The following is a 23,786-nucleotide window of genomic DNA, read 5'->3' as shown; positions in this document are numbered from 1 at the left end:
GACCAAGTTTTAGGGCGGCCTTTCTTTTGTTACTTTTCTTTGTCCGCAAAAGAAAAGTAAAATTATTATGGCATACCCTTTTAACTCTAACCCCGCACAAAGAACGGGGATTTCTAAGATTAATTAAAGCTGACAGATAAACTTGAAATATGGACTCTGATTTTCAGAAAGACAGTTCATTTATCGCTTTAATCGACTTGTCAGGCCCTTAACCTGTCTCAAAATAAGAGTTTGCCGGTTTTTTCATTCATTTAATTTTCCCCATCAGGCCCTTCATATTCCATTTGAAAGTAAGGGAAAAAAGATTTGTCCTTGAAAATGTTATACTGATATGCTTTTATCTTCTATGTGGGTGGGATGAAAAGGCGAAATTTAAGGCAACGATCATTTATATGAAATTGCAGTTTAAGATAGCCTTCATGATTTTCGGCCTGGGTTCTCTCTTTCTGGTGAGCCTTACCTTCCTTTTTCATATCTATAACCGCTCCCAATATATTAACGACCTGCATCATAATATTCGGGAGCTTGCCAGGGAAAGGTCTGTTCATGTTGATATACAGCTTAGGGAAAAAGCGGCCATTACCACCTCAATAGCCGGCGCTCCCGTAATTATTGATGCTCTTGAAAAAAGTAACGCCACCTTTACAGGCATGCCCAATGATGGTCATGGATTGCCGGAAGAAGATTCTCACGCTGATTTCGAATACTATACAAGCAATGGCGCAGCCGATTTTTTAAAAGAACTCGCAGCAAGACGCCCCGCTGTGATTAAGGCAATTTATCTTACCAACGGTCATGGCCTGATTGTTGCCGCTTCAGGGAAGCTGCCGACACGTTCTTTCTCCGGGGAATACTGGTGGCAGTCCGCCTATGCTGAAGGGAAAGGGCGCTTGTTTTTTGATGATATGGGGGTCGATAAGACTGACGGGGGATATGTTATCGGTGTTGCCTTGCCTGTCGAAAAAAATAACGAAATTATAGGCATATTAAAGTGCAATGTTAATATAAACAGTGACCTGGAAGAGACGGTAGATGGAGCCAGGCTTGGAAAAACGGGACAATTGAGCATTGTCAAGTCTGACGGCAGCGCTGTTTTTGAAAGGGAAATGTTGAATTCTCCCGGTGAGGCGCTTCCTCAACTCGCGCAAGCAATGAAAAAGAGGGAGGAAGGTTCAGTTATTATAGAAGGTGGAAAAACCCCCCGTATGATGGCTTACGTTCCGATCTCAATTACTTTTGGCGCCGGTGAGTATGGTTTTGTAAGTCATCAGGGGCGCAGAGGGGAAATATGGTATGCTTTACTATCACAGGACCTTGATGAAGCCCTTTCCCCGCTTTATGAACGCTTGCGCGGCACCCTTTTTATCGGGCTTTTGACAATGGTGATAATGGCTTTTTTATCCATGTTTTTTGGCAGGAAGTTTGCCTCGCCTGTTATGAGAATGGAAAAGCTGGCAAGACGAATAGGGCAGGGTGACTTTGATGTAAAACTGGAAGTCTCTTCAAGGGATGAAATAGGTTTGCTGGCCGGCTCTTTTAACAGGATGGCTCTTAACCTGCGGGAAAGGACGATTTCCCGTGATCTTCTTGCCAGAGAGGTTGCCGAACGGAGGGAAACGGAAGAGAAGCTGGGTAATGAAGAGCGTAAATACAGGGAGTTGTGGCAGCAGTTCCAGGCTATTCTTCATGCCATAACAGATAGTCTGGTGCTTTTGTCGCCCAATCGGGAAGTTATATGGTCAAATAAGTCGGGAGCCGGAGAAAATGCGCTAAAATGCTATAATATCTGGTGCTCCTCATCAGAACCCTGCAAAGAATGTCCTCCCTTGAAAAGCTTTGAATCGGGAATGCCTGAGGAAAGCCGTATAGCGACAGATGACGGCAAAGTGTGGGATGTCAGAAGTTTTCCTGTTGCCGATGCTGATAACAGGGTAAGTAAGGTTATCGAAGTGGCCAGTGACATTACAGAAAAAGTGAGACTAAGGGAAGAGGTGATGCGGGCCGGTCAGCTTGCCTCTGTCGGCACGCTGGCGGCAGGTGTTGCCCATGAGATTAATAATCCCATAAACGGCATTATCAATCTCGCCCAGCTGCTTGTCGATGAAAATCCCCCTGATGATAAGGACCGTGATATTTATGATTGGATCATCAGCGAGGGAAAGAGGATAACCCTTATAGTGAGCGAACTGCTTTCCTTTGCCCGAAAAAATGATGAAGAAAGGAAAACCATAAAAATTGATGATATTATTACTAACAGCCTGACTTTGACCAGGGCCCAGATGGAAAAAGAAGGGATTAACATAAAAATGAATATCCCCTCCCATTTGCCCGAGATGGTTGTCAATGCAGGACAGCTTCAGCAGGTTCTGTTAAATTTGATCAGTAATGCGAGATATGCCCTCAACCGGAAATATTCGGGATGGGATAAAAACAAGATACTTGAAATCTCGGCAGAAAAAATAATTATGCAAAAGAGCCCTTATCTGCGTATCGTTCTTTATGACAGGGGGACAGGGATCCCGGATAATTTAATGGGAAAGGTTGTCAATCCCTTTTTTACAACCAAGCCTGAAGAAGAAGGGACAGGGCTTGGCCTGAGCATAAGTGATGGCATCATAAATGATCATGGCGGAAATATATTTTTCGATTCCAGGGAAGGTGAATATACCCGGGTAACTGTCGATTTGCCGATTAAAGAGACACTTGAACCATAAAGGAGGAAAGAAAATGATGACTCCCCGCATTCTGGTTATAGATGATGAAGAAAAACTCAGATTTACATTCAAACGTTTTCTGGTCAATGACGGATATGATGTTACGACGGCAGTCAATTATGATGAGGCTGTTGCAAGGTTGAAGGAATCTTCTTTTCACGTTATTTTTACGGACATAATACTGGGGGGAAAGTCAGGCATAGATTTATTGAGAACGGTCATGGACCATGGCCACAATTGTCCTGTCGTCATGATAACGGGAGCGCCCGATATCGAAACGGCATCGGAAGCGCTGAGACTCGGCGCTTATGATTACATTTCCAAACCCGTTTTGCGCGATACCCTCCTCCGGGTGGCAAAAATGGCCCTTAAACAGAAAATGCTTGTCGATGAGAAGGAAAAATACCGCATGAACCTTGAGGCTATATTCAGAAGTGTCGATGATGGGATCATCTCCGTCGATATGGACATGAATGTTACAGAAGTCAACAGCGCTTTTTATGAGGTTTGCGGTACTTTACCTAAAGACATTATTGGTAAAAGTATTGATGATCTTACCTTTCCCTGTAAAAAAAATTGCCTCCATGTCATCCAGGAAACGATCGCCAAAAGGGAGGCCCTTGAATTGAGACGGCTCGAGTGCAGTCATGGCAAAAGACAGGGAAAGGTTGTTACTGTAAAGACATCGCCTTTGGCAGATGAACAGGGGAATTTTTCCGGCGCTGTTATGGTTGTAAGAGATGAAACCCGTCTCGCTATGCTTGAAAGAGACCTTAATGAAAGGCGTCACTTCCACAATATGATCGGAGGGAGCCGGAAAATGCAGAGAGTTTTTTCTCTTATAGAAGACCTTTCTGATGTAGATACTACCGTTTTGATCCTTGGTGAAAGCGGTACGGGAAAGGAACTCGTTGCCCGGGCGCTTCATGAAAAAGGTGAGCGTATGGGAAAGCCCTTTGTCAGTGTAAATTGTTCAGCCCTTTCGGAAGACCTCCTTGAAAGTGAGCTTTTTGGTCATGTGAGAGGCGCTTTTACAGGAGCCGTTAAGGACAAGGTCGGTCGCTTTGAAAAGGCAAATGGAGGCACCCTTTTTCTTGATGAAATTGGTGATATTTCTTCAAGAATGCAACTGAGACTTCTCAGGGTGCTTCAGGAGAGAGAGTTTGAACGGGTTGGCGAGTCGGCAGCCATAAAAGTTGATGTTCGTGTCGTTGCCGCAACAAACCGTGATCTCAGGGATAAGGTAAAAAAAGGAGAATTTCGTGAGGACCTTTACTACAGGCTCAAAGTAGTGGAGCTTATGTTGCCGCCTCTTAGAGAGAGAAGAGAGGATATTCCCCTTTTGATTGATCATTTTTTGAAAAAATTTAATGAAAAGTTCGGCAAAGAGGTTGAAGATCTTTCCGATGAAGCAAACCGGACCTTGCTGAACTTCTCCTGGCATGGAAATATCAGAGAGCTTGAACATGTGATTGAACATGCCTTTATTCTTTGCCGCAGCACTACGATTACATTAGATCACCTCCCTCCCGAACTTCAGCAGCTTGAGCAACCGGAAGGATTAAAGGGCCTTGCCCGTGAAGGGGATGAACGGCAGCTTATAATTGAAATGCTTGAAAAGAATAACTGGAACAAGGCAAAAGCAGCAAGAGCGCTCGGCGTAAGCAGAATAACCATGTACAGGAAAATAGAAAAATATAATATTGTATCTCATTCGTTAGACGATAATGTGTAACATGATGCATGGTATGTTACACTTTTTTGTTGCATGTTGCCTTCCTTCTTTATGCTAAACTTCTTTTATTGCCTCCTTCCGGAAATATTCCTTTTTATTTAAGTCATTGCCCTATAAGGGTAATTTTTTTTGTGCCTTGCCTTTTTGCTCCTTGGCACTCTTTTTGATATCCCTTTATCCAGAAATTACTTTTCTGCTTTAAGCGAGAAAAGGTTGTTTATGATGATCAGAGTGAGAACCTCTTACTGACAAGGGAGTTTTCTAATGAAAAAAAATTTGCTGGTAGTTGAGGATGATTCAGGCCTAAGAAGGTATTTTGTCCTGCTGCTTCAGCAAATGGGATACCATGTCACGGAATCAGTCAATGGCGCAGATGCACTTTCTCTCCTGATAAAGCGAAATAACTTTCATCTTGTTGTCACCGACATTGAAATGCCCGTAATGACGGGTATTGAACTGCTTGAAGAGATGGACAGGAGAGGTATTGATGTGCCTGTCTGTACTGTTTCAGGAATAAATGATGATTCACTCATTAAACGATTATCGGCGCTTGGTTGTGGTGATTTTTTAAGGAAGCCTGTCAGTTGCAGAGCGCTAATGGAAAAAGTCAGAACTATTCTGGCAAGAGACGGCAAGTCTTTTAGCCGGAAACCTTCAGGTTAGTTTCTTTTTTTGAAGGGAGGCAAAAAAGCCCGCCCATTGAGGCGGGCTTTTTTTATGCTATGCTTTAAGTAGGACGTGACCTGTATTCCTCACCGGGATTCGTCACGAGAGGGTTAAAAGTTACAGCAGAAAGCTGGTGACAAGTGCGGACTGCTTGAAAGGGGGGAAGGTTTATGTTTGGATTAAGGATGTATGGCCTGTGTTTTATTGCAGCAGCTTTATTGGTTTCCAATGCCGGGGCGGAAGACAGGTTGCTTTATGGAAGCACCTTTTGCATGGTGCCCAGATGTGATGAACTCTCGCCGGAGAACCATCTTTATATTATGAATGCAGACAAACTGGGACTAAGCGATGAACAGATAAAAAAGTTGCGCCAAATAAAGAGTGAATGCGACAGGGAATTTATTGAAGACAGGGCAAGAATGAGAGTGGCCAGAACTGAGCTTTATACCCTCCTGGAGGCTGATCCTGTCGATATGAAGGCTGTAGAAGAAAAATCTGAAGAAATTTCCCGTCTTCTTAACGGGATTATTCTGAAAAGAACGAAAGTGAAGGTTAAATCTATGATGATTCTCACGGAGGAACAGAAGAAAAAGGCGAGAGGACTCTTTTCCAGGCGTTAAGTTTACCGGGGAATCGCTTTTTATATTTTTGACATACTGACTCCAGAAGTGAGGAAGGGATGAAGGTTTACATTGAGGAGATCCGGATAGGGCAGGAAAGATTGCTTTCCCCTTAAAAAGCCATCTTCTCCGCTACGGTAATGGACTCGATATGATAAGTTTGCGGAAAAAGATCGACAGCCTGGCTGCTGACGATCTTGTAGCCTCCACGGGTGAGATAGCGAAGATCTCTTGCCAGTGTGGTGGGATTGCAGGAGATGTAGATGAGTCGGGGGATTCCTCTTTCTACGAGCATTTTTACGGCCTGGGCCGCTCCCTCTCTGGGAGGATCGATGATGACCATGTCAGGCTTGCCGTCAAATAACTGCCTTGCCAATTTTGATACGTTCCCCTTGATAAAGCGGCAATTATCAATCCTGTTGTCTTTAGCGTTGTTTTTACCGTCTTCCACTGCTTTTTCATAATCTTCAACGGCGGTTACCTCTTTTGCGTAAAGAGCGAGAGGCAATGAAAAGTTGCCTATACCGCAGTAGAGGTCGATCACCTTTTGGGGGTTCCATTTTTTTACCCACTTTATGGTTTCTTCTATAAGTCTTCTGTTCTGGGCGTAGTTGACCTGGGTAAAGCCACCGGGAGAAAAGGTGAGGCTAAGGGGTTGATGGTCTGTTTCCAGTGTGTAGTTAAGCTTTCCCTTTCCTTCTGCAAATACCTTTTTTAGCCTGTTTCCCTTCGCTGTCTGAATGAAAAGTCCCGAAAGACCCTCTATTGGGGAAAGCCTTTCTTTTGTATATTTCATATCTTCGTCCGAAGGGGGAGAGGTGAGATGAATAATGGCCACAGCCCTGTCGTCATCCTCATTTGCTGCAATGTCAATCCGGGGCATGCGCTCCCGGAAGGGGGCATTAAAAAGAGTCTTCTTCATTTCTCCTATCACTTTGTTGATAAGGGGAGACATGAGGGGGCATTGGTCAATGTCGATAACAAAATGGCTCTTGCGGCGGTAAAAACCGATATGGAGCCTGCCTTCCACAAAGCGTATCCTGAACTGGGCCCTGTTACGGTAGTTCCATTCAAGGGGGGCGGCGATGATGGGCTTTATGCACTCTTTTTCAACAGTACCGAGCCGCCATAGGGTCTCCCGGAATATGCTTTCCTTGGCGCTCACCTGTTCAGCATAAGGCAGATGCTGCCAGGAACAGCCTCCGCATTGGCCGCAGACAGGGCAGGGGGGCTCGCGGCGAAGTGATGACGCTTCTTTAAGTTCCACCTGTTCACCCTCTATGTAGCCCTTTTTCTCCTTTACCCTGCGAAAGGCGACACGGTCTCCGGGCGCCGTCAGGGGAACAAAAACAGCCTTGCCGTCAAGCCTTCCCACACCGGATCCGCCATAGGCCAGTGATTCAATGGTGATTTCATTCACTTTATTTTTCATGGCGAGAGGATAGCATAAAGAGGAGAGTGGAGGGAATGTTAAAAGAGTCTTGTTAACCCGTTGATGTTTTTTTAAAGACGTCCTTCCTGTTTGATTAAAGGATTTCTCTCACCTCTCCGCGAAGTGGTATAAAGAGGTTGGGATTGACAGGGTCGTTAGAAACGATGATCAGGTGATCTTCAATGGGGCCCCTTCGGGCGGCATGGTAGGAAAAAGAGGCTTCAATCTTTTTGCCGGGCAGTATGGGATGTTTATCCAGTGTGAGACCGTCTTTTTCTCTTTCGATGTGGAAGTTTTTTATATAAAGGTTTTCCTTCCCTTTGTTTTGAATAATGAGAGAGAATATTTTCTTTTCACCTTTTTTCATTATGCCCAGGTAAACAGGATTTTGAGATACAAAGATTATAGGGGCATTTTCCGGGATTGATTTCATCTTTACTTCGCCGGTGAGGGAAAGAATGAGAGGGTCTTTCTCCTTTTCAAAAAAAACCTCAATCTCTTTTACGACTTTGCCGCTCAAGCCCCATGTATCGAGTGCTGCAGACAGGGTTGTTTCCCCACCCGGCAATATTTCCCGTTCTGCCGTGACAACAGCTGTACAGCCGCAGGAGGATTTAACCTTGCTAATTTTTTTTATTTCTCTGCTTTTGTTTATGATCCTGAAGGTATGCTCCACCTTCTTTCCCTCGATAACCCGGCCAAAGTCAAAATCATTTGACGGAGAAATTCCTGCCAGTGCCAAATGGAGAGCGAAGATAAGGAATATTCCAAAAAGTGTATATTTATAAAAGTAGACTCTCATAATATTTTAGGAAGGTTGTTTATATAATAAGGTTTGTTGAGTTATTTAAAATCGCCTATGGTTGTGTTGATATGCTCGGGTCGATTTGAAAATTATTCCGGATTCCTGCGTTCGAATTGAGGTAACCGGTATATTCTTTTTATTTCATCCCTCTACTGATTTCCAAATGGAGATGGCTATGCGTTTTCCATTAACTTCTTTTGCATGCACACCGACTCTAACTCCGGTCTTGACAAGCTCTGGAAAAGTTACTTTTTGCTTTTTAATGCCTTTGATCAATGTTTTATTCGTGAGATACACTTTTTCTCCCGTTTTGAAGTAAAAGGTCCTTGATATGTAATTTACGGATTCGACGAATCCGTAAATTGTATATGTTCCTTCTTCCCTTTCATCGGCCCATAAATTCGTATCGCCGATAAAAAGAATAAAAGCAAGCGCTGCTATAATGGAAATGTTTTTTCTTCTTTTAGTATACTGATATTTCATTCTTAACCTCCCTTGCTATTGTTTGTGCCTACAACTCTTTCCACCAAACCATTTCTACCCCGATCCCATCTTTTTTTCCAAGAGGAAGTGTAATAAGATTGCCCTGCCTTTTTCCTCCCAGCTTCGCTATCGTAGCCTCATCCTCTGGGGTTGATTTTCCTGTTATACCTATCTGGATTACATCTCCCCTCACAATGGGCGCTGTGGCTATTCCCGCGCCTATTCTTACCTTTTTAACAGGGTTGTCATATAAGTCGACAAGATTTTGCAGCCCTGTTGTATAATCAACTCGATAAAGATTACTATAGATATCGGCACAAATATCATCTGGATTGGAAACGGTCGTCGTGAAATAGAGTTCACCGTAAGCTACGGTAGGATCGGTAAATGACTTTTCACTTCCTCTATAATTAATAATATTACCATTTTTATCAATTTCTATACCAAGCAGTCTAATGTACCATCCGTGGCTTGAGTCGTCGGGTGACCTGCTTACGTTCACATTTGTAACATCGGCCAGGTCGGCAGTCGTAAGGGTGGTCCCGCAAGCGGTTCCAAGGGGCGGGCTGGCTACATCCCCTTCCATAGATTCCTTCATTGCCACAAAAATGTTCCCTTCATTTTCTTCCCGTGAAGGGCTGAGTTGCGGATAAACGGATTTTACATCTCTTCCGTTACCTGTGCCCCAGAATATCCACCTGTTCCCTGATGAATCTTCACTCAATTCCGGTTGGGCATAGATGTACCGCCTGTTATTATCGGCATATGCAGGTGCAGGAGTTGCAGTGGGATCAGCATAGCTTGCGTTTGCATCGAATATTTTACAACTGGACCAGAGGACCGGATCGGTATCCGTTGATCCACCATACTTTTTTGAACCTGAGACATTTACTTTCCATATCTGTCCTTCCCTGTCTCCTGCATAGAGGTATTGCATATAATTATCCGGGCTGCCTGAAACAGATACATTTGCAGGAATGCTGTTGTCTATTCCGTCCGATGCCTCATCGGTAATGACAGTCTCATCCTGGCGCCCGATAATAGCGCCATTTTCCAGGTCTATGACATAAAACTGACGCCCAACGCCTTGAGCGTGGTCAGGAAGATCGAAGTCGACGTCGGGCTTGATCGCCCGGTAACCCCCGCCTATGACGCCTACCCATTTGTCGGTGCCGGCAATTCTCATTCTTGCCGTTGTCGGCTCCGACCAGGAATAGCCCAGTTTAGTATAAGCGCTGTAGTTTATATATGTGGAAACATCGGAGGCCGTGCCGCTGCTGTTCCAGTGAGTGACTGACGTGCCGTCCGTTGAAACAGCCCATAAAAATTCAGGGTTGTGCGGATCGGTAATGTCTAAAGTAAAATACCCTCTTCCTCCAAACCTGAGACCGGTAATGACAATTGTTTTCCATTTGCCGCCTATGTAGACGTCTTCAATAATAGGGGACGAGTCAACGTAGTATTGAGTGTTACTGATTCTTGGTATGGTGGATATCATGTTTTTAAGGTCAGGCAGTATCATGGGGGGAATAAATGCCCATAGCTCCTTTCCTGATAAATCTTCAAATGCGTGGAGCATGCCGTCATTTCCACCGGCATAAATTGTTGGTGTTCTTTTCGCGACGGTACTGAATTCTTTAAAAGCCTTCATATAATTATTATCCAACGCATCGTCATAATAATAGGGCGGCACGGCTGCTACCATAGGTCTGGAGTTGTAAATATCGGCAAGCTTCCACCTTTCTTCGGTGAAATTATTATCCGCATCTTCATCATAAACATCAATGCCTCTGACAAAATTAATCAGTTTTTCAGTTAACGGCAGGTCGGCTGTTCCCAGTAAAGGCATGAGAGCGCTCCCGTTAGATGTGGTGAAAAGAGTATTGTCGACGGTAAATATTGTTCTGGAAGCAGCTGGAAGGCATTTGCCGGTACAATTGTTTCCAAGGATCACTCCTGCATCCCAGTCTGTCGAATAGTTGGGGAATGTTCCCTTGAGGTATCCATCTTTATCCAGCGGCTTTTTTTTCAATCTCCCTATCCATTGATGACTCCCTATAGGCAGGAATTCAGAAGAGTAGATGACGTTGCCGTCACCGGCTGAAGTTCCCGGCATGATGACAGGAGATGTGGCCGTGTTGGTTTTGGCAAAGATGCTTAGGAAAGCTGCGATAAGGGACCTTTTCAGTTCACCTCCTGATTCAGCTGCGAAGTAGTTATCGGGAAGGCCGTCGGCATTATCATCCCACTCGTTTTTGCTGAATGGACCTGTATAGCTTGCCCATGATGAAGGGTGCGGCGGGTCAGGCAGCTTGTCGTTGTCTTTGTCAGTAAAACCACCGTTTACTGCCGCATCTTTAAGAATATCAGAACCCCCGCCGAAGGCAAAGACCGTGTAAAGAGTAATGTTCTGTGTGTCTTTGATGTCACCTCTTAAATCAGTCGTTCTTGCCCAGAGCGCTACATCGTCCAGCTGTTTTCCATTGCCGTCCTTGTCGTAGTCACCAATGGTATCAGGCAGGCTGCCGTCACCTGAAGGATCACCATCGGTAATAAGCAGAATGAATGTTTGGGCGCATGAAACGTCGTTTTGGGCCGGATAGTCAAAGGGGTCGGAATTTGCCCCGCTCGTATTATAACTACTTGCAGAAGATTTATAATATCTGGGACCCGTATTACCTGTTGTAGCATCTGTGGCAAAATATCCGGCTGCTGTGTAAAGTGATTCACCCAGCGGTGTGCCTGTCGTGGGATCAATATTTTCAATGGCGTTAATATAAGAGATGGAGACGGGGGGGGCATCCATATATTGATCGATACGTCCGCCGTTACCTGTATTAAAAAATTCCAGCCCCAGCCGCATACTTCCCGAAACCTGTTGAACGACGCCTGATTCCCATTCCGTGGTGAGTGAAAGGGAAATGGTGTAGCGATTCGTATAAGATGAGAATGGACCGGTGTCATCATCGAGATAGATATAGCCGTCTGCCAGCCCAAAATAGCAGTCAGTGCTGGTTCCACAGGAGGGGAAAAGCTTGTTGGTTACGCCGCTTGTTCTGTCGTATTTCTTAATATAGTCCCACCAGGATGTAGCTGCCTGACCGACAAGGCTGTTTGGCGCGTCAAGAGCAGGCCTTGCTTTTGGCAGCCCCTTTCCCCCGACAAGGACTTTTTTTGCTACGTCAATACGTCTCATTGAAACCCAGTTGAGGAAGTTGCCGTTCCAGTCACCTGACGGATCGATTGTGAATTTGTTGGATGCATAGGAATATTGCTTTGTTGAATCGAAGTAGCCGTAATATGTCTTGCTTGTGTCGTAACCATCATCATGATTTGCGGCGTTTGTGCCGGGTGCGCCGTTGCAATATATGGTCGTGCCGTCGGCTTTTGTAAAATAGGCGGGGCAGAGCATGCTTCCCGAATTATCGAGGATAATCAATACATTGGGCGGTACACCTTCGAAGTTTCCCGGCAACTCTTTGATAACGCCTGAATAGGAGAGAGCAGGCAATAATAAAAGAAAGACTGTCATTAGTATTTTATTAAATGTTTTCATATGCATCCTTTCACGTGTCACTTAGATAGGATGCGGCCAATTCAATTCTTTTTGTCCCGCATCGTGAGTTTGTTGCAACTGCAGAAGAAATATAACCATATTCGTACATTCTGCTCGTTGATTTATAGCGTGTTTCCTGTTTTGCCGAGAAACCGACTTTTTTCTGCGATCCTGTATTCACTGAGTTTGGCGGAGGTTCAACGACGTAACTATAGTCAATTGACCCTGAATAGCTTTTGCCGCTATCCGTCAGGGGGGCTTTAGGGCGGTGGCTCACATGATAAACACTCTTGAGATGGTTGATTCCTATCTGTGCAGCTCCGTCAGCGGTATAAAAGACCTCCTGCTTACATCTGTATTTTTCGCTGATCTTGTTTTCATGGTTTGTAGTCGTCATGGCAACTGTACCGATCAATGTGAGGAAAATAATGACGAAAAGAGAGCTGATAAGGGCAAATCCCGATTGATTTTTCAAATGTTTATTCATAATATTTCTCCTTTACAGGCCGATATTTCTTGGCCTGATTCTTGACCTGAGAGAATAGGTTCTGCATGTACCGTCTGTAGCCGTTCCCTTGAGGTTAAATCCCCCCGAATAACTTCTGTCTTCTTTCGATGTGCGTGACGTGAGCGTAACTTCGATGAGACGGACATTCCTCAAATCATTATTACTATCGCCGTCTGAGTTGTCGGGAAGTCCTGCCGGTCCCGTGCTGAGATCCCCGTTGCTATAGGTGTAAACAACATCAAACCCTATCACATTTCCTTTCAGAGTTTTCCACCCCCCTGTAATGGAATCGATTTGAAGGCTGTCCGAAAGGCCGTCGCCATCAGTATCGCTTATCCTGTAGCCGATCTTTTCAGTGGGATTGCTGTCAATGATTCCATTTTTATTTTCATCAAAGGTAAAGAAGAGGCTGTTGTTTGAAGATATTATCGCTGAATTATTAGTGAAACTGTAATTGCTGCCGGTAATGCCGAAATTTTGTGTTTTCATCGGGTCGAATCCGGCCATACGGATCTTTTTACTTATTAAGGCCATGGCGAATCTTCCATCCTGCTGCATTCTTACAATATTATCCTGAGCCGAGTATGTTTTCATATCTTTAATGAGGATGGCATAGGCGGCTGAAAGGATAAAAAGTGACATACTCATGGCAATCACTACTTCGATAAGGGAAAATCCCCTTTTGCTCAGCAGTTTTACCTTGATTTTCTCACAATTGATTGTTGACATGGCTTCACTCACTCTTCTCTATCCTCTTCCTCATCAGGGTAGTTGTATAGGAGGTTTTTTTTACAGACCCGCCGGCGCTTTGCCAACTGACAATGACTGCAATATCTTTTCTCACGGCGGCAACGTCCCACACATTCCACGTTCTCGTATAAAACCCGCCGAAATTTCCAAATTCATTGATGCCGACTTCCCGGTGGTCGACGTCGGCAGCAGTAATTGTGAGCAATCCTGCTGCGCTGTTATTTCCTGCATTGACGTCTTTCAGAAAAGCATGGGTAGTGTTATTGGTAAAGGGCAAATTTATCAACTCTTCCAGTTTATCCTGGGCCAGAGCTGATGCTTCCGTGTAATTCCCGCTATTGTTGTTTTCCCGAATGACGGTTACGGTAAAGGCGGCATGGGCCAGCAGTCCAACCATGATGATGAATAAGCCGATCAGAACCTCGATAAGTGTAAAGCCGCTTTCTTTTTTCAGAGGGTTCACTTTTGTCACTCCCTGTCTTTTATGTTTAAAACCTGCCCATAAGCAGAAGTTTTTTTACTAAACCTTCAATTGCTTTCTGCCAGTTCTATAATTTCCACAATGACCATTTCGCCTTCTACCTGACTCATTAGCACTCTTAGTTTTTCCCATGACTGTATTTTACTTGCTTTAAACCTGATATTTTTTCCAAACCTGTTTTTCGTGGTGACATTAGGACTTACTTTTAATTCTTCACCACTTTTCAGGGTGATTTTTCGTGATGTCACATTCATGATTATCCCATCGAGTCCGGAAGTCTTGCTCCCTCCATAAACGGCAGTTGAACAAAATAAGGCCGCAATAAACATGCAGAGCAGAAATCCTGCTGATTTCTTTAATCTGTCGGAAATTTTCCTCTCACCGGTTATCATGGCCTATCCTCTTTCCTTCAATAATTAATTTCAGGAATACTTCTTTTCTTTATAAGTCTTTTTAGGCGCTTTTTTATTGCCGTCCCTTTCTTCAATGGCTGCGTTGATTGAATTGAGAAGTTCATCTTTTCCAAAAGGTTTGAATAAGCAGTGGCTGAAGTCTTTTTCCATTAGAGAATAACGAATAGTGACATCCCTGTTACCGGTCATGGCTATGACCGGCATGGCAGCTCCTGATTTTCTTATTTCATCAATAAGTTCCAAACCATCCATTTGAGGCATCTGCATGTCTGTAATAAGAAGATCGACGGGCCTTTTATTCCCTTTTGAATCGATGATAATATTAAGGGCTTCCCTGCCGTTCTTTGCCGCTGAAACGGTGTATCCTTTCCACTGAAGAATGAACTCGACGGCCTGTCGCATTTTTTCTTCATCTTCGGCAACGAGTATATGTTTTTTCTCAGCCATTCTTATCCCCCCTTTTTTAGGAATCATTATGTTTATTCACCTTACAGTTATAGCATTTAAGGTGCCAAATATGGCTATGTCGTGCAAATAGCTGTAAATAAAGAGATAATACCTTGTTGAGGGGGATAGGGCCTTAAATAAGGAATGTAAAAAAATGCAATTTAAATTTGTGGGAATTTTTCTGAAAAAGCAGGCGCTAAGCGGGCTTTCAGGGTAAATTGCCATTTTTTACATTGTAAAAAATGGCAACTTCAAATCGGGGTGGCAAGGCCCTTTGTCAGGTCATCGAAACCTGACAATGAAGAGCAATGTAAAGGGGGTTACAGAGGTTTTGACTTTTCTCTGTGCGCTTTGCGACTTTGCCCTTAAGGCTTTACTCTTCCGCTTCGAGCTGTTTAAGGCGTTTGTTAAGTGTCGGCCTCGATATGCCCAGCAGGTTGGCGGCAATAAATTGTTTGCCGCCGGCCCGTTTCATGGCAGCCCTGATAAGCAACTCTTCAACCTCTCTGAGAGGCGGGAATCTTTCACCGAAAGTTTCCGGCAGATTAAGGTTGTCCGAATGGGGAGAAATTCTTCCCGGTCCGCTCTTTATTGCCGGTTTGCCGTCAGACAAGCCTTCACTGTTGCTGACAGCATCCTTGAAGCTCTCCAGTGAAAGTTTTCCTCCTTCATAGAGGCTGACAGCGTCATATACCATGCCTTGCAATTCACGGACATTGCCGGGGAAGTGATAGGCTGAAAGCAGTCTTATCAGGTTTTCCGTAAGGGCGGGCGCCTCTTTTTTCAAAGACTTTGCCGCTTCGGCAATAAAGTGTTCAACAAGTACAGGCAAGTCATCGAGCCGTTTCCGAAGAGGGGGGATGACGATGTGATGAGAAGAAAGGCGGTAAAAAAGATCTCTCCTGAATTTACCTTCCTTCATTGAGGCTTCCAGATTATGATTTGTGACGGCGACAATCCTGGCGTCAGTCATTTTTTTTATGTCCGAGCCGAGAGGGTAGTATTCGCCTTCCTGCAAAAGCCTCAACAGTTTGACCTGTGACGCTTCATCGAGATCGCCTATTTCATCGAGAAAGAGCGTGCCGTCACCGGCTTGCACGATAAGGCCGCTTCGCGAACTGTCAGCGCCGGTAAAGGCGCCTTTTTTGTGGCCGAAGAGGGTATCGGAAAAAACGTTATCGTCAAGTCCCGCCACATTGACCGATATGAGCTGTCCCTGGCGTTTGCTGATTTTATGTATGACCCTTGCGAACAATTCCTTGCCCACACCGGTTTCACCGGAAATGAGAATGGGGCGCGGTGAATTTGCTACGGATTCTATATATTTAAAAATAGAGAACATTTTTGAATTATTGGTAATAATTTCAGAAAATGCTTCCTCATGTTCAAGCTTGTCCGAGAAAAAGCTTTCTTTGAGCGCCAGGTTTTCTTCCTTCAGTTCCCGCACTTCAATCGCTCTTTTAATGCCGCTTACAAAGCGGCTTTTTTCAACAGGCTTAAGCATGTAATCAAAAGCGCCTGACTGCATGCACCGGACGGCTGTTTCTATTTCATTGACGGCGGTAAGCATGATGACGGGCACATGGGGGCAACTGTGAACGATTTGAGCGAGCAGTTCCAGTCCCGATATATGGGGCATGATAATATCGAGGACAACAACTTTTACCTGGCTTTTTTCCAGCAGCGGCATTACTTGCCGGCTGTCGGTGCAGTGGATTACATTATTCAGGAGAGACGTTTCAAGGGCCGTTGTATAATAATTGCAGGCCTGTTCTTCGTCATCGACGAGCAGTATGGGTAAGTCCGGGTTTTTATCTCTCATCATATCTCCTTGCGCATATCTTTATTCCTTGCCAGGGGAAGAGTCAGGGTTGCCACCGTTCCCTCTCCGCTTTTGGAGGCAAATTCCATTTTTCCCCCGTGATTTCGAATGATGGCCGATGAAACGGACAAGCCCAGCCCCAGTCCTCCCTGTTCACGCTTTGAGGTGACAAAAGGTTCTTCAATCCTGCCGATTATTTCGCCGGACATGCCGATTCCTTCATCACTGACAATAATTTTTACAGTCTTTGACGGCTTATCGTACAATGTAGAAAGGCTGATTTCTTTTTCTCTGCCCGTCAGGGCCTGGCAGGCGTTACTAAGAAGATTGATAATAACCTGTTCCAGCTCCAGTTCATTTCCTTCTATCAGAGGAAGTTTTTCCCCGTAATTAACGAGGAAGCGGTCTGTCGATTTTTTTATCATATTTTCCATCATGGAAAGAGCCCCTTTAGCAACCTTGTTTATATCCACATCCTCCGTGTAATCGAAGGTGTCCTGCCGGGCAAAGTCCTTTAGTTTGCTCACAATCCCTTCGATACGCATGGAGCCCCCTATAATACCGTCCATAAGCTCATATAATTTTTTGCTGGCCTTGTCGAAGGTCATATAGCCCACTAAATAGTCGTCTTTGTCTTTGCCGCTTTCTTCGAGAACCGGCAAAAGACTTTCTATGATTTCTTTCAGCGTTTGTGAATTAAGCCTGATAAAATTATTGGGATTGTTGATTTCGTGGGCTACGCCGGAGACGAGCACGCCAAGGGATTTCATTTTGTCCGCATGAATGAGTTGCTGCCGGCGAAGCTGGGCCTCCTTCTCCTCCTTTTTACGTTCAGTAATATCTTCGCAAGTCGTAATGATGCCGAGAGGTTCGCCGTCATCATTTAATATGATGTCGGAACGAAGCAAAACAGGGAAAGCGCTTCCATTTTTTCTGATATTGACGCTTTCCTTATGTCTTTGTTTAAAGTGCTTAATATTTTGAGAATTTACCTTGTCATGGATCTCCGGGGGGGCGAATATGGAAGTTTTTTTGCCGAATAATTCGTCCACCTCATAGCCATGCATTTTAGCTTCCGCCCTGTTTATGTAGACTATGTTTCTGTCAACATCGGAAATAGTGATGCCGAGCTGCACCGTTTCAATGGCTTTTTTTAGAGAAAGCAGCGACTCTTCCCACTGTTTTCTTTCGGTAATGTTATGGGCGACGCAGAGTATGTCCTGCGTCCTTTTTTTATTGTCGAGAATCATAGAAACTGAAAAGTTAACGGGCACCTTTATTCCATCTTTTCTTATAAGCTGCAGCTCTTCTCCCCTTTGAAAAGGGATCTGAAAAAGGCCGTTGCATTCATTTGTCTTCATGCCATCGATGAGGAAAGAAATCTGTTTTCCAATCAGCTCCTCTTCACTGTAACCCGAAAAGCGGCAGGTGGCGCCGCTGATTTTTTTGATACTGCCGCGGGGATTAAGAATAAAGAGGGCGTCATTCATGGAAGCCATAATGTTTTCCGAATACTCTTTTTCTGCGATCAGTTCATACCTGAATGCCTGAATATGGGATATCATCTGGTTGAAGGACCGGGCCAGCATGCCTGTTTCATCCTTTGAATGAATGTTAATGGTTCTTGAAAAATTACCCTCCGACACATCCAGTGACGCCCTGGACAGTTCTACGATGGGATCGGTGAAACGTTTTGAAATGACCATTGCCATAAGTCCCATTATGATAATCGACAACAGCGCCAGCATAAAGACCCTGTTTCTATAAGCATTGAGATCTGCAATGAATTCCTCGTAAGGAAGCGTTACCATGACGGAAAAGTGATGGCCCTTAACGGGCGCATAGCTTACAAAACCGTCAATTCCAAGGATGTGGGCCCTTGCGGTGCCGCTTTCGAGGGCTGTCAATTTTGAAATGATGCTGTCCCTATTCTCCCCCTTGCCCTTAATTTTTTGCAAAATGTTGGATTTTTCAGGATGGATGAGCACAGTTCCTTTTTTATCGATAAGAGAAACAAAGCCGCTTTTTCCTATGGGTGTTTTTTCAGTGATTTCTGCCAATTGGGATAGGGGCAATGAAGCGTTAAGGATACCCATGAAGGTATCGCCGAAATAATTATAAATGGCCAGTGCCACGTTGATAACGGGTTCTTTGAGGTCGCTATTGAATTCTGCCGGGGAGATAACCGCTTTGCCCGGCGTCCAGAGGGCGTCCTGAAAATAGAGTTGATTCCCTATGTTTCTGAATTGGTCGCTTTCAACGCCCTTAATGACTTTAAGTTCTTCCTGTCCGTCTTCATTAATATAACTTAAAAGAGGGAATTCGCGCCTGAATTTGCTTAAATATCGCAACATGGGCAATGGTTTATATTTAAAGACATATTCCTCAAGGACAGGGCCCTGGCCTACTCTTTCAAGTATATTTTTTTTTTGCTCAATATATTGCCCCACACTGGTTGACGTTATTTGAGCAGCCAGCGCCAGTTCATCACTGATTATTTTTGTTAAGTATTTATTCATCAGCAGGTAGGAAGATAAGCCTATCGTTAAGGATAGGAAGAGGATAATCCCTGTCAGGTAGGCGAGAAGTTTATTTTTTATAGAGTTAATCATTGCTGACGTTTATTTTTCGGTGGGGACGGCGCCAAATTCAGTGATAATCCTTTTCCCTTCTTTGCTTTTGACAAAATTTATAAACTTTTTTTTCAAACCCTTTAATTTCCCTTGCCAGACAAATCCGAGGGGCACTACATAGGGATAGCTGTCATTTATAATATTTTCTGCCGAGGGATAAATACCGTCAACTTTCAATATGATAAGGTCTGTGCCCTTAATAGCCGATAGTGATGTATAGCCAAGTGTATATTGATACCTGGACAGGGCGGCTACCGTATCAGGAGTAGAGAAGAAAGTCTTTCCCACCATTTCTTTCATTTCCTTCAGTTCGGGGATGATATTGCCAATGGCTGTTCTCGATGAATCGCCGAATTCTCTTTGAACGATATATATCTTGTACTCATCACCGCCCAGTTCTGTCCAGGAAGAAATCTCTCCCTTCATAATCTTCAGGATGTTACTGCGAGAGACGTTATCAACACCCCGGACGCTGGGATTGACGGCGAAAACAACGGGCGAACGGGCAAAAAGCATGTAGTTGAGCTTATACTTTTTTTCTATTTCCTTTATTTCCCTGGCGACTCTGCCCAGATCTGCCGCTCCCTCTGCCACAGCCCGGATACCGCCACTGCTGCCTATGCTGTCAGGCACATCGACTTTGACCTTTTTGTACTTCTTTTCAAATGCTTTTGCCAGAGTCCTTAAAAGTAGCTGGCTGTCTCCCGTACCGGCAATGACCAGTTTTCTTTTTGCCAGACCGGAGGCCGGCATCAAGAGCAATATAATGATTGATAGAAAGAAAAGAGCGGTCTTTTTCATCTTTGTAAAACTCCTTAATTTAATCGTTATAAATTCAACAATAGAAGGGACCATCTGCTACCTTTCAGGCAGCTTTTTACTTTCTTTCGTTTTTACTGCGTTATTTCTGAACCTATCACTGGATATGCTTCATGTCAATAGTCAAGTGGGCAATGTTGAGGAAGGTCCGCTTTTTGGAAGAAAATTTAAAGAAGACGCCTTTTGGGAGAATGAATCAAAAAATTCATTTCCGGATTCCTTTAAACCGGTAAGGGGTAAGCGATCTTTATCTTTCTTCGTGCCCCCGGCGCCCCTGGTGGATAAGTCTTTAGCCCTTTACTTGTTCTAACCATCAAAAAAGCTTTGAAATATAGAGCGAAGTATTGTAGGATCAGTCAACATAAATGGAATTCTTCAGGCAGCCTTTAAGGGGGAGAAATATCATACATGGGAATGAGAGAAAAGGATTTTAAAGGCCTGTAATCCGCAGCGCGGACGACGGGCTTTTTCGGTTTTTAACGTTTGTTGGCCTTTAAAGGGGTTATCGCCGGGCCGGAAAAAGAAAGAGGGCTTGATTTAAGCGGCTTTATGCCTCGGCAGAGTCACGGGGACTGTCTCCCTGGCTGAAAGAGGTATGTGTGGTGGGCAATTGTTGATAATAAGAGAAAGGAGGTAAGTTAAGAGATTGTTTTGCAATAGTCAGGCCTTTGTTTAAATTACATAACATAAAAAAAGGGATTGCTTCAATTTAGAGCGCTCCCGAAAAAGGAGGTTTTTTGTGAAAGGAAGATATTTTTTTTGTTTTACGGCCTTATTGGCCCTTTTAATCACGGGTGTTGCCTGGCCGGGGGCGGTCCGGGCTGTGGAGGCTGTATCTATTACACACACGGTAAAGAGCTACGTCAGTGACGGTTCTGCAATGGTGGTAACCCTGAACCTTCAGGTGCAGAACAACAGCGGGTCAGTAATGAACAATGTTGCTGTAAGGCCAACCCCCATGCCGAAAGAGTTGCTATTTACGGGTGCAGCGCATGTTGAACCAATATCCATGGGAAGTATACCTGTCGGGGCGAACGCCTCTGCAGACTACACTATTACAAGTCACATGATATTGCCGCAGGACGTGATTGCGGCAACGCCCATCTTCTGGGAGGTGCGATACCTTGATGGGGCAGGCCAGGAAAAGGGAGCAATAGCCGTTAGCGGTATTTCAACTGAAGGGAGTGGACTATGAAAATGATGAGATTTGGTTTTGTATTAACGTTTGTTTGTGCATGCCTGTTTTTTCCCTTAGCGGCAATGGCGGAAACGGTGACGGAAGAATGGGTAAAGCGATATAGCGGACCTGCCAATAGCATGGATTTTGCTGTTGACATTGTCAATGATGGTGTTGGGAATACCTATGTTACCGGTCACAGTGTCAGTCTTGAAACGCCTAACACGGCCAACTATGCTACAGTCAAATATGATGCGAGGGGGAATGAAATCTGGGTAAAGCGATACGGCGGCCCCACGAACAATGGAGGCTATGCTATAGCCATGGACATAGATCGTGCCGGGAATATCTATGTTACGGGCTACAGCTTTGGCAACGGGTCGTCCTGGGACTTTGCCACCATCAAGTATGATACAAATGGAAACGAACTCTGGATAAAAAGATATAACGGCCCTGCGAATGGTTCTGACGTAGCCAGAGATATTACCGTGGATGATGACGGGAATATCTATGTTATCGGCTACAGTCTCGGCTCACCCGGCTATAGTGACTACGACTATGCTACAGTCAAGTACGACACAAACGGAAATGAACTCTGGGTAAGTCGATACAGCGGTCCCTCGACCAGTTACAGTTATGATGTGGCCATTGCCATTGCTGTGGATGGCGCAGGGAATGCTTATGTTACCGGCAATAGCTATGGTAACGGGTCAGGTCGCGATTATGCTACAGTCAAGTACGACGCAAATGGAAATGAACTCTGGGTAAAGCGATATAACGGCCCCGCGAATTTAAATGACAGGGCTAATGCCATTGCCGTGGATGGCGCCGGAAATGCGTACATTACAGGTATGAGCTACAGCTGGTCTTCCTGGGATTATGCCACCATCAAGTACGATGCAAATGGAAATGAACTCTGGGTAAAGCGGTATAGCGGCCCCACACGCGTTGGGGACTATGCTATGGGTATTGCCATCGATCAGGTTGGCAATACCTACGTTACCGGTTACAGTGTTGGCAGCGGGTCTTCCTGGGACTATGCCACCATCAAGTACGATGCAAGTGGAAATGAAAGCTGGATAAGGAGATATAACGGCCTTGCAAATAGCAGTGATCTGGCCCTTGCCATTGCTGTGGGAGGTGACGGGAATATTTACGTGACAGGTTATAGCTACGGCAGAGAGTTAAGTCATGATTATGCCACTGTCAAGTATGACACAAAGGGAAACGAACTCTGGATAAAGCGATACAACACCCCTGAGAATGGTGAGGATGTGGCCGGTGCCATTGCTGTGGACCGGGGCGGGAATACTTATGTTACGGGCAGAAGCCTCTTCATGGAGTCACCTGATGACCCTTTTGCAGACCCAAGCTATGACTATATCACCGTCAAGTACAGCAGTGGTGTCACTGATACGGATGGTGACGGGGTTCTCGACATCTCAGATAACTGCATTTTCACACCCAATCCTGACCAGGCAGATAACGACTCCGATGGCGAGGGTGACGCCTGCGATGCCGATGACGATAATGATACGATACTTGACGGTTCCGATAACTGTCAGTTCAACGCTAATCAGGATCAAACAGATTCAGATAGCGACGGCATCGGTGATGTTTGTGACAAGGATATGGATGGCGATGGAATCAGTAATGATGTGGACAACTGCCCCGCTAATCCCAACCCTGACCAGACCGACACAGATGGCGACGGGATGGGTGATGAGTGTGATGAAAACGATGACAATGATCTGCATCCGGATGTAAACGACAACTGTCCTACCATCGTCAATGATGATCAGGCTGACATGGATGGTGACGGTATAGGGAATGTTTGTGATGCAGACATCGATGGTGACGGTGTTAATAATGATGCGGACAACTGCCGCTTAACGAGTAATTCCAGCCAGGACGATGCTGACAAAGATGGTGAAGGTGATGCCTGCGATGCCGATGATGACAATGACGGCTATCTCGATGACAACGACAACTGTCAATTCATGCCGAATGACCAGAGTGATCAGGATGGTGACGGAAGAGGTGATGTATGCGACGATGACCTTGACGGTGATGGCATTGACAACGAGAATGATAATTGTCCGATTACGCCCAACAGCAGCCAGTATGACACCGACAACGATGGCCTTGGTGACGCCTGTGATCCCGATATTGACGGTGACGGTGTGGAAAACAGTGCCGACCTTTGTGCCGACACGCCTCAGGGTGTAATCGTTGATTCTTCCAGCGGCTGCTCCATTGCACAGCTCTGCCCCTGCGAAGGGCCTCAGGGCACAACCGTATCCTGGAGAAACCACGGCAAGTATGTTTCCTGCACTGCCAGGACTGCCGAAAGTTTTGTGGAACTTGGTTTGATTACGGAAGCTGAAAAGGATGCTATTGTGTCAGTGGCTGCGGAATCAACCTGCGGCAATAAGAAATGATTTTATTTTAGAGGGGAAATCCCTTAGATATGCCTATCGGGGGCAGGATTTCATTCTGCCCCCCATTTTTTCTTTCTTTGCGGGAGCTGTTGGGCTAGACCAGGTTAAGCAATTGGGAGGATAGATGGGCAGACTTGCAACTATGAATTTCCAATCTACAATCCGCAATCCGCAATCCGCAATCCGCAATCCGCAATCCGCAATCCGCAATCCGCAATCCGCAATCCGCAATCCGCAATCCGCAATCCGCAATCCGCAATTGAAGCCGGGGTATTTTCAGGGCA

18 protein-coding genes are annotated in these 23,786 nt (G+C 45.0%); 6 read left to right on the top strand and 12 right to left on the bottom strand.

The features are described from left to right. Positions 1 to 392 precede the first annotated feature (392 nt). From OEV42_17255 to OEV42_17240, 4 genes are all read left to right on the top strand, one after another. Entirely contained in the window at positions 393 to 2,714 is a 2,322-nt protein-coding gene (locus tag OEV42_17255; GenBank protein ID MDH3976025.1) for an ATP-binding protein, read from the top strand. Between the two features lie 16 nt (positions 2,715 to 2,730). Then, positions 2,731 to 4,449: a sigma 54-interacting transcriptional regulator gene (locus OEV42_17250; protein ID MDH3976024.1), complete on the top strand. Its 1,719-nt coding sequence runs from the start codon at positions 2,731 to 2,733 to the stop codon at positions 4,447 to 4,449. Positions 4,450 to 4,713: 264 nt separating this feature from the next. Continuing rightward, a complete protein-coding gene (locus OEV42_17245; protein ID MDH3976023.1) occupies positions 4,714 to 5,112 on the top strand; it encodes a response regulator in 399 nt (132 codons plus the stop codon). Between the two features lie 173 nt (positions 5,113 to 5,285). Beyond that, positions 5,286 to 5,735, top strand: a complete 450-nt coding sequence (locus OEV42_17240; protein MDH3976022.1) for a Spy/CpxP family protein refolding chaperone — start codon at positions 5,286 to 5,288, stop codon at positions 5,733 to 5,735. A 112-nt stretch (positions 5,736 to 5,847) separates the two neighbouring features. Here the strand turns inward: OEV42_17240 and rlmD are convergent, their stop codons facing one another. The 12 genes from rlmD to OEV42_17180 form a co-directional block, all read right to left on the bottom strand. Next, a complete protein-coding gene (gene rlmD, locus OEV42_17235; protein ID MDH3976021.1) occupies positions 5,848 to 7,167 on the bottom strand; it encodes a 23S rRNA (uracil(1939)-C(5))-methyltransferase RlmD in 1,320 nt (439 codons plus the stop codon). A 94-nt stretch (positions 7,168 to 7,261) separates the two neighbouring features. Then, on the bottom strand, positions 7,262 to 7,969 hold the full coding sequence (locus OEV42_17230) for a DUF1573 domain-containing protein (GenBank protein ID MDH3976020.1): 708 nt from the start codon (positions 7,967 to 7,969) through the stop codon (positions 7,262 to 7,264). 144 nt (positions 7,970 to 8,113) lie between these two features. Then, positions 8,114 to 8,455, bottom strand: a complete 342-nt coding sequence (locus OEV42_17225) for a hypothetical protein (protein ID MDH3976019.1) — start codon at positions 8,453 to 8,455, stop codon at positions 8,114 to 8,116. A 28-nt stretch (positions 8,456 to 8,483) separates the two neighbouring features. Beyond that, positions 8,484 to 12,011: a PilC/PilY family type IV pilus protein gene (locus tag OEV42_17220; GenBank protein ID MDH3976018.1), complete on the bottom strand. Its 3,528-nt coding sequence runs from the start codon at positions 12,009 to 12,011 to the stop codon at positions 8,484 to 8,486. Between the two features lie 10 nt (positions 12,012 to 12,021). Then, the gene (locus OEV42_17215) at positions 12,022 to 12,498 is read right to left on the bottom strand and encodes a hypothetical protein (GenBank protein ID MDH3976017.1); all 477 of its coding nucleotides are present in this window, start codon (positions 12,496 to 12,498) and stop codon (positions 12,022 to 12,024) included. A gap of 12 nt (positions 12,499 to 12,510) precedes the next feature. Then, positions 12,511 to 13,260, bottom strand: coding sequence for a prepilin-type N-terminal cleavage/methylation domain-containing protein (locus OEV42_17210; GenBank protein ID MDH3976016.1), 750 nt, complete (start codon positions 13,258 to 13,260; stop codon positions 12,511 to 12,513). Further along, positions 13,253 to 13,732, bottom strand: a complete 480-nt coding sequence (locus tag OEV42_17205; protein MDH3976015.1) for a prepilin-type N-terminal cleavage/methylation domain-containing protein — start codon at positions 13,730 to 13,732, stop codon at positions 13,253 to 13,255. Before OEV42_17205 ends, OEV42_17210 begins: the two co-directional genes overlap by 8 nt. A gap of 65 nt (positions 13,733 to 13,797) precedes the next feature. Beyond that, entirely contained in the window at positions 13,798 to 14,142 is a 345-nt protein-coding gene (locus OEV42_17200; GenBank protein MDH3976014.1) for a hypothetical protein, read from the bottom strand. Between the two features lie 30 nt (positions 14,143 to 14,172). Further along, on the bottom strand, positions 14,173 to 14,610 hold the full coding sequence (locus OEV42_17195; GenBank protein ID MDH3976013.1) for a response regulator: 438 nt from the start codon (positions 14,608 to 14,610) through the stop codon (positions 14,173 to 14,175). 373 nt (positions 14,611 to 14,983) lie between these two features. Further along, entirely contained in the window at positions 14,984 to 16,432 is a 1,449-nt protein-coding gene (locus OEV42_17190; protein ID MDH3976012.1) for a sigma-54 dependent transcriptional regulator, read from the bottom strand. Further along, on the bottom strand, positions 16,432 to 19,044 hold the full coding sequence (locus OEV42_17185) for a PAS domain S-box protein (GenBank protein MDH3976011.1): 2,613 nt from the start codon (positions 19,042 to 19,044) through the stop codon (positions 16,432 to 16,434). The genes OEV42_17190 and OEV42_17185 overlap by 1 nt, the downstream gene beginning before the upstream one ends. A 9-nt stretch (positions 19,045 to 19,053) precedes the next feature. Beyond that, a complete protein-coding gene (locus OEV42_17180) occupies positions 19,054 to 19,866 on the bottom strand; it encodes a substrate-binding domain-containing protein (protein ID MDH3976010.1) in 813 nt (270 codons plus the stop codon). Positions 19,867 to 20,623: 757 nt separating this feature from the next. Between OEV42_17180 and OEV42_17175 the strand changes: the two genes are divergently transcribed. Together OEV42_17175 and OEV42_17170 are read left to right on the top strand one after the other, a co-directional pair. Beyond that, positions 20,624 to 21,079 (top strand): hypothetical protein, encoded by a 456-nt coding sequence (locus OEV42_17175; GenBank protein ID MDH3976009.1) that lies wholly within the window; start codon positions 20,624 to 20,626, stop codon positions 21,077 to 21,079. Next, positions 21,076 to 23,502 (top strand): thrombospondin type 3 repeat-containing protein, encoded by a 2,427-nt coding sequence (locus OEV42_17170; GenBank protein ID MDH3976008.1) that lies wholly within the window; start codon positions 21,076 to 21,078, stop codon positions 23,500 to 23,502. The genes OEV42_17175 and OEV42_17170 overlap by 4 nt, the downstream gene beginning before the upstream one ends. The last annotated feature ends 284 nt before the right edge of the window (positions 23,503 to 23,786 follow it).

This window comes from Deltaproteobacteria bacterium (assembly GCA_029860075.1).
GTDB lineage: Bacteria > Desulfobacterota > JADFVX01 > JADFVX01 > JADFVX01 > JAOUBX01.
The sequence above is the reverse complement of the archived record's forward strand: the minus strand, read 5'-3'. Positions and strand labels throughout refer to the sequence as shown.

Excerpts from the sequence above, each read along its gene's own strand:
- OEV42_17180 (MDH3976010.1), bottom strand. The coding sequence starts at position 19,866 with ATGAAAAAGACCGCTCTTTTCTTTCTATCAATCATTATATTGCTCTTG.
- OEV42_17250 (MDH3976024.1), top strand. The coding sequence starts at position 2,731 with ATGACTCCCCGCATTCTGGTTATAGATGATGAAGAAAAACTCAGATTT.
- OEV42_17255 (MDH3976025.1), top strand. The coding sequence starts at position 393 with ATGAAATTGCAGTTTAAGATAGCCTTCATGATTTTCGGCCTGGGTTCT.
- OEV42_17185 (MDH3976011.1), bottom strand. The coding sequence starts at position 19,044 with ATGATTAACTCTATAAAAAATAAACTTCTCGCCTACCTGACAGGGATT.
- OEV42_17245 (MDH3976023.1), top strand. The coding sequence starts at position 4,714 with ATGAAAAAAAATTTGCTGGTAGTTGAGGATGATTCAGGCCTAAGAAGG.
- OEV42_17230 (MDH3976020.1), bottom strand. The coding sequence starts at position 7,969 with ATGAGAGTCTACTTTTATAAATATACACTTTTTGGAATATTCCTTATC.
- OEV42_17215 (MDH3976017.1), bottom strand. The coding sequence starts at position 12,498 with ATGAATAAACATTTGAAAAATCAATCGGGATTTGCCCTTATCAGCTCT.
- OEV42_17170 (MDH3976008.1), top strand. The coding sequence starts at position 21,076 with ATGAAAATGATGAGATTTGGTTTTGTATTAACGTTTGTTTGTGCATGC.
- rlmD (MDH3976021.1), bottom strand. The coding sequence starts at position 7,167 with ATGAAAAATAAAGTGAATGAAATCACCATTGAATCACTGGCCTATGGC.
- OEV42_17225 (MDH3976019.1), bottom strand. The coding sequence starts at position 8,455 with ATGAAATATCAGTATACTAAAAGAAGAAAAAACATTTCCATTATAGCA.
- OEV42_17200 (MDH3976014.1), bottom strand. The coding sequence starts at position 14,142 with ATGATAACCGGTGAGAGGAAAATTTCCGACAGATTAAAGAAATCAGCA.
- OEV42_17195 (MDH3976013.1), bottom strand. The coding sequence starts at position 14,610 with ATGGCTGAGAAAAAACATATACTCGTTGCCGAAGATGAAGAAAAAATG.
- OEV42_17190 (MDH3976012.1), bottom strand. The coding sequence starts at position 16,432 with ATGAGAGATAAAAACCCGGACTTACCCATACTGCTCGTCGATGACGAA.
- OEV42_17240 (MDH3976022.1), top strand. The coding sequence starts at position 5,286 with ATGTTTGGATTAAGGATGTATGGCCTGTGTTTTATTGCAGCAGCTTTA.
- OEV42_17220 (MDH3976018.1), bottom strand. The coding sequence starts at position 12,011 with ATGAAAACATTTAATAAAATACTAATGACAGTCTTTCTTTTATTATTG.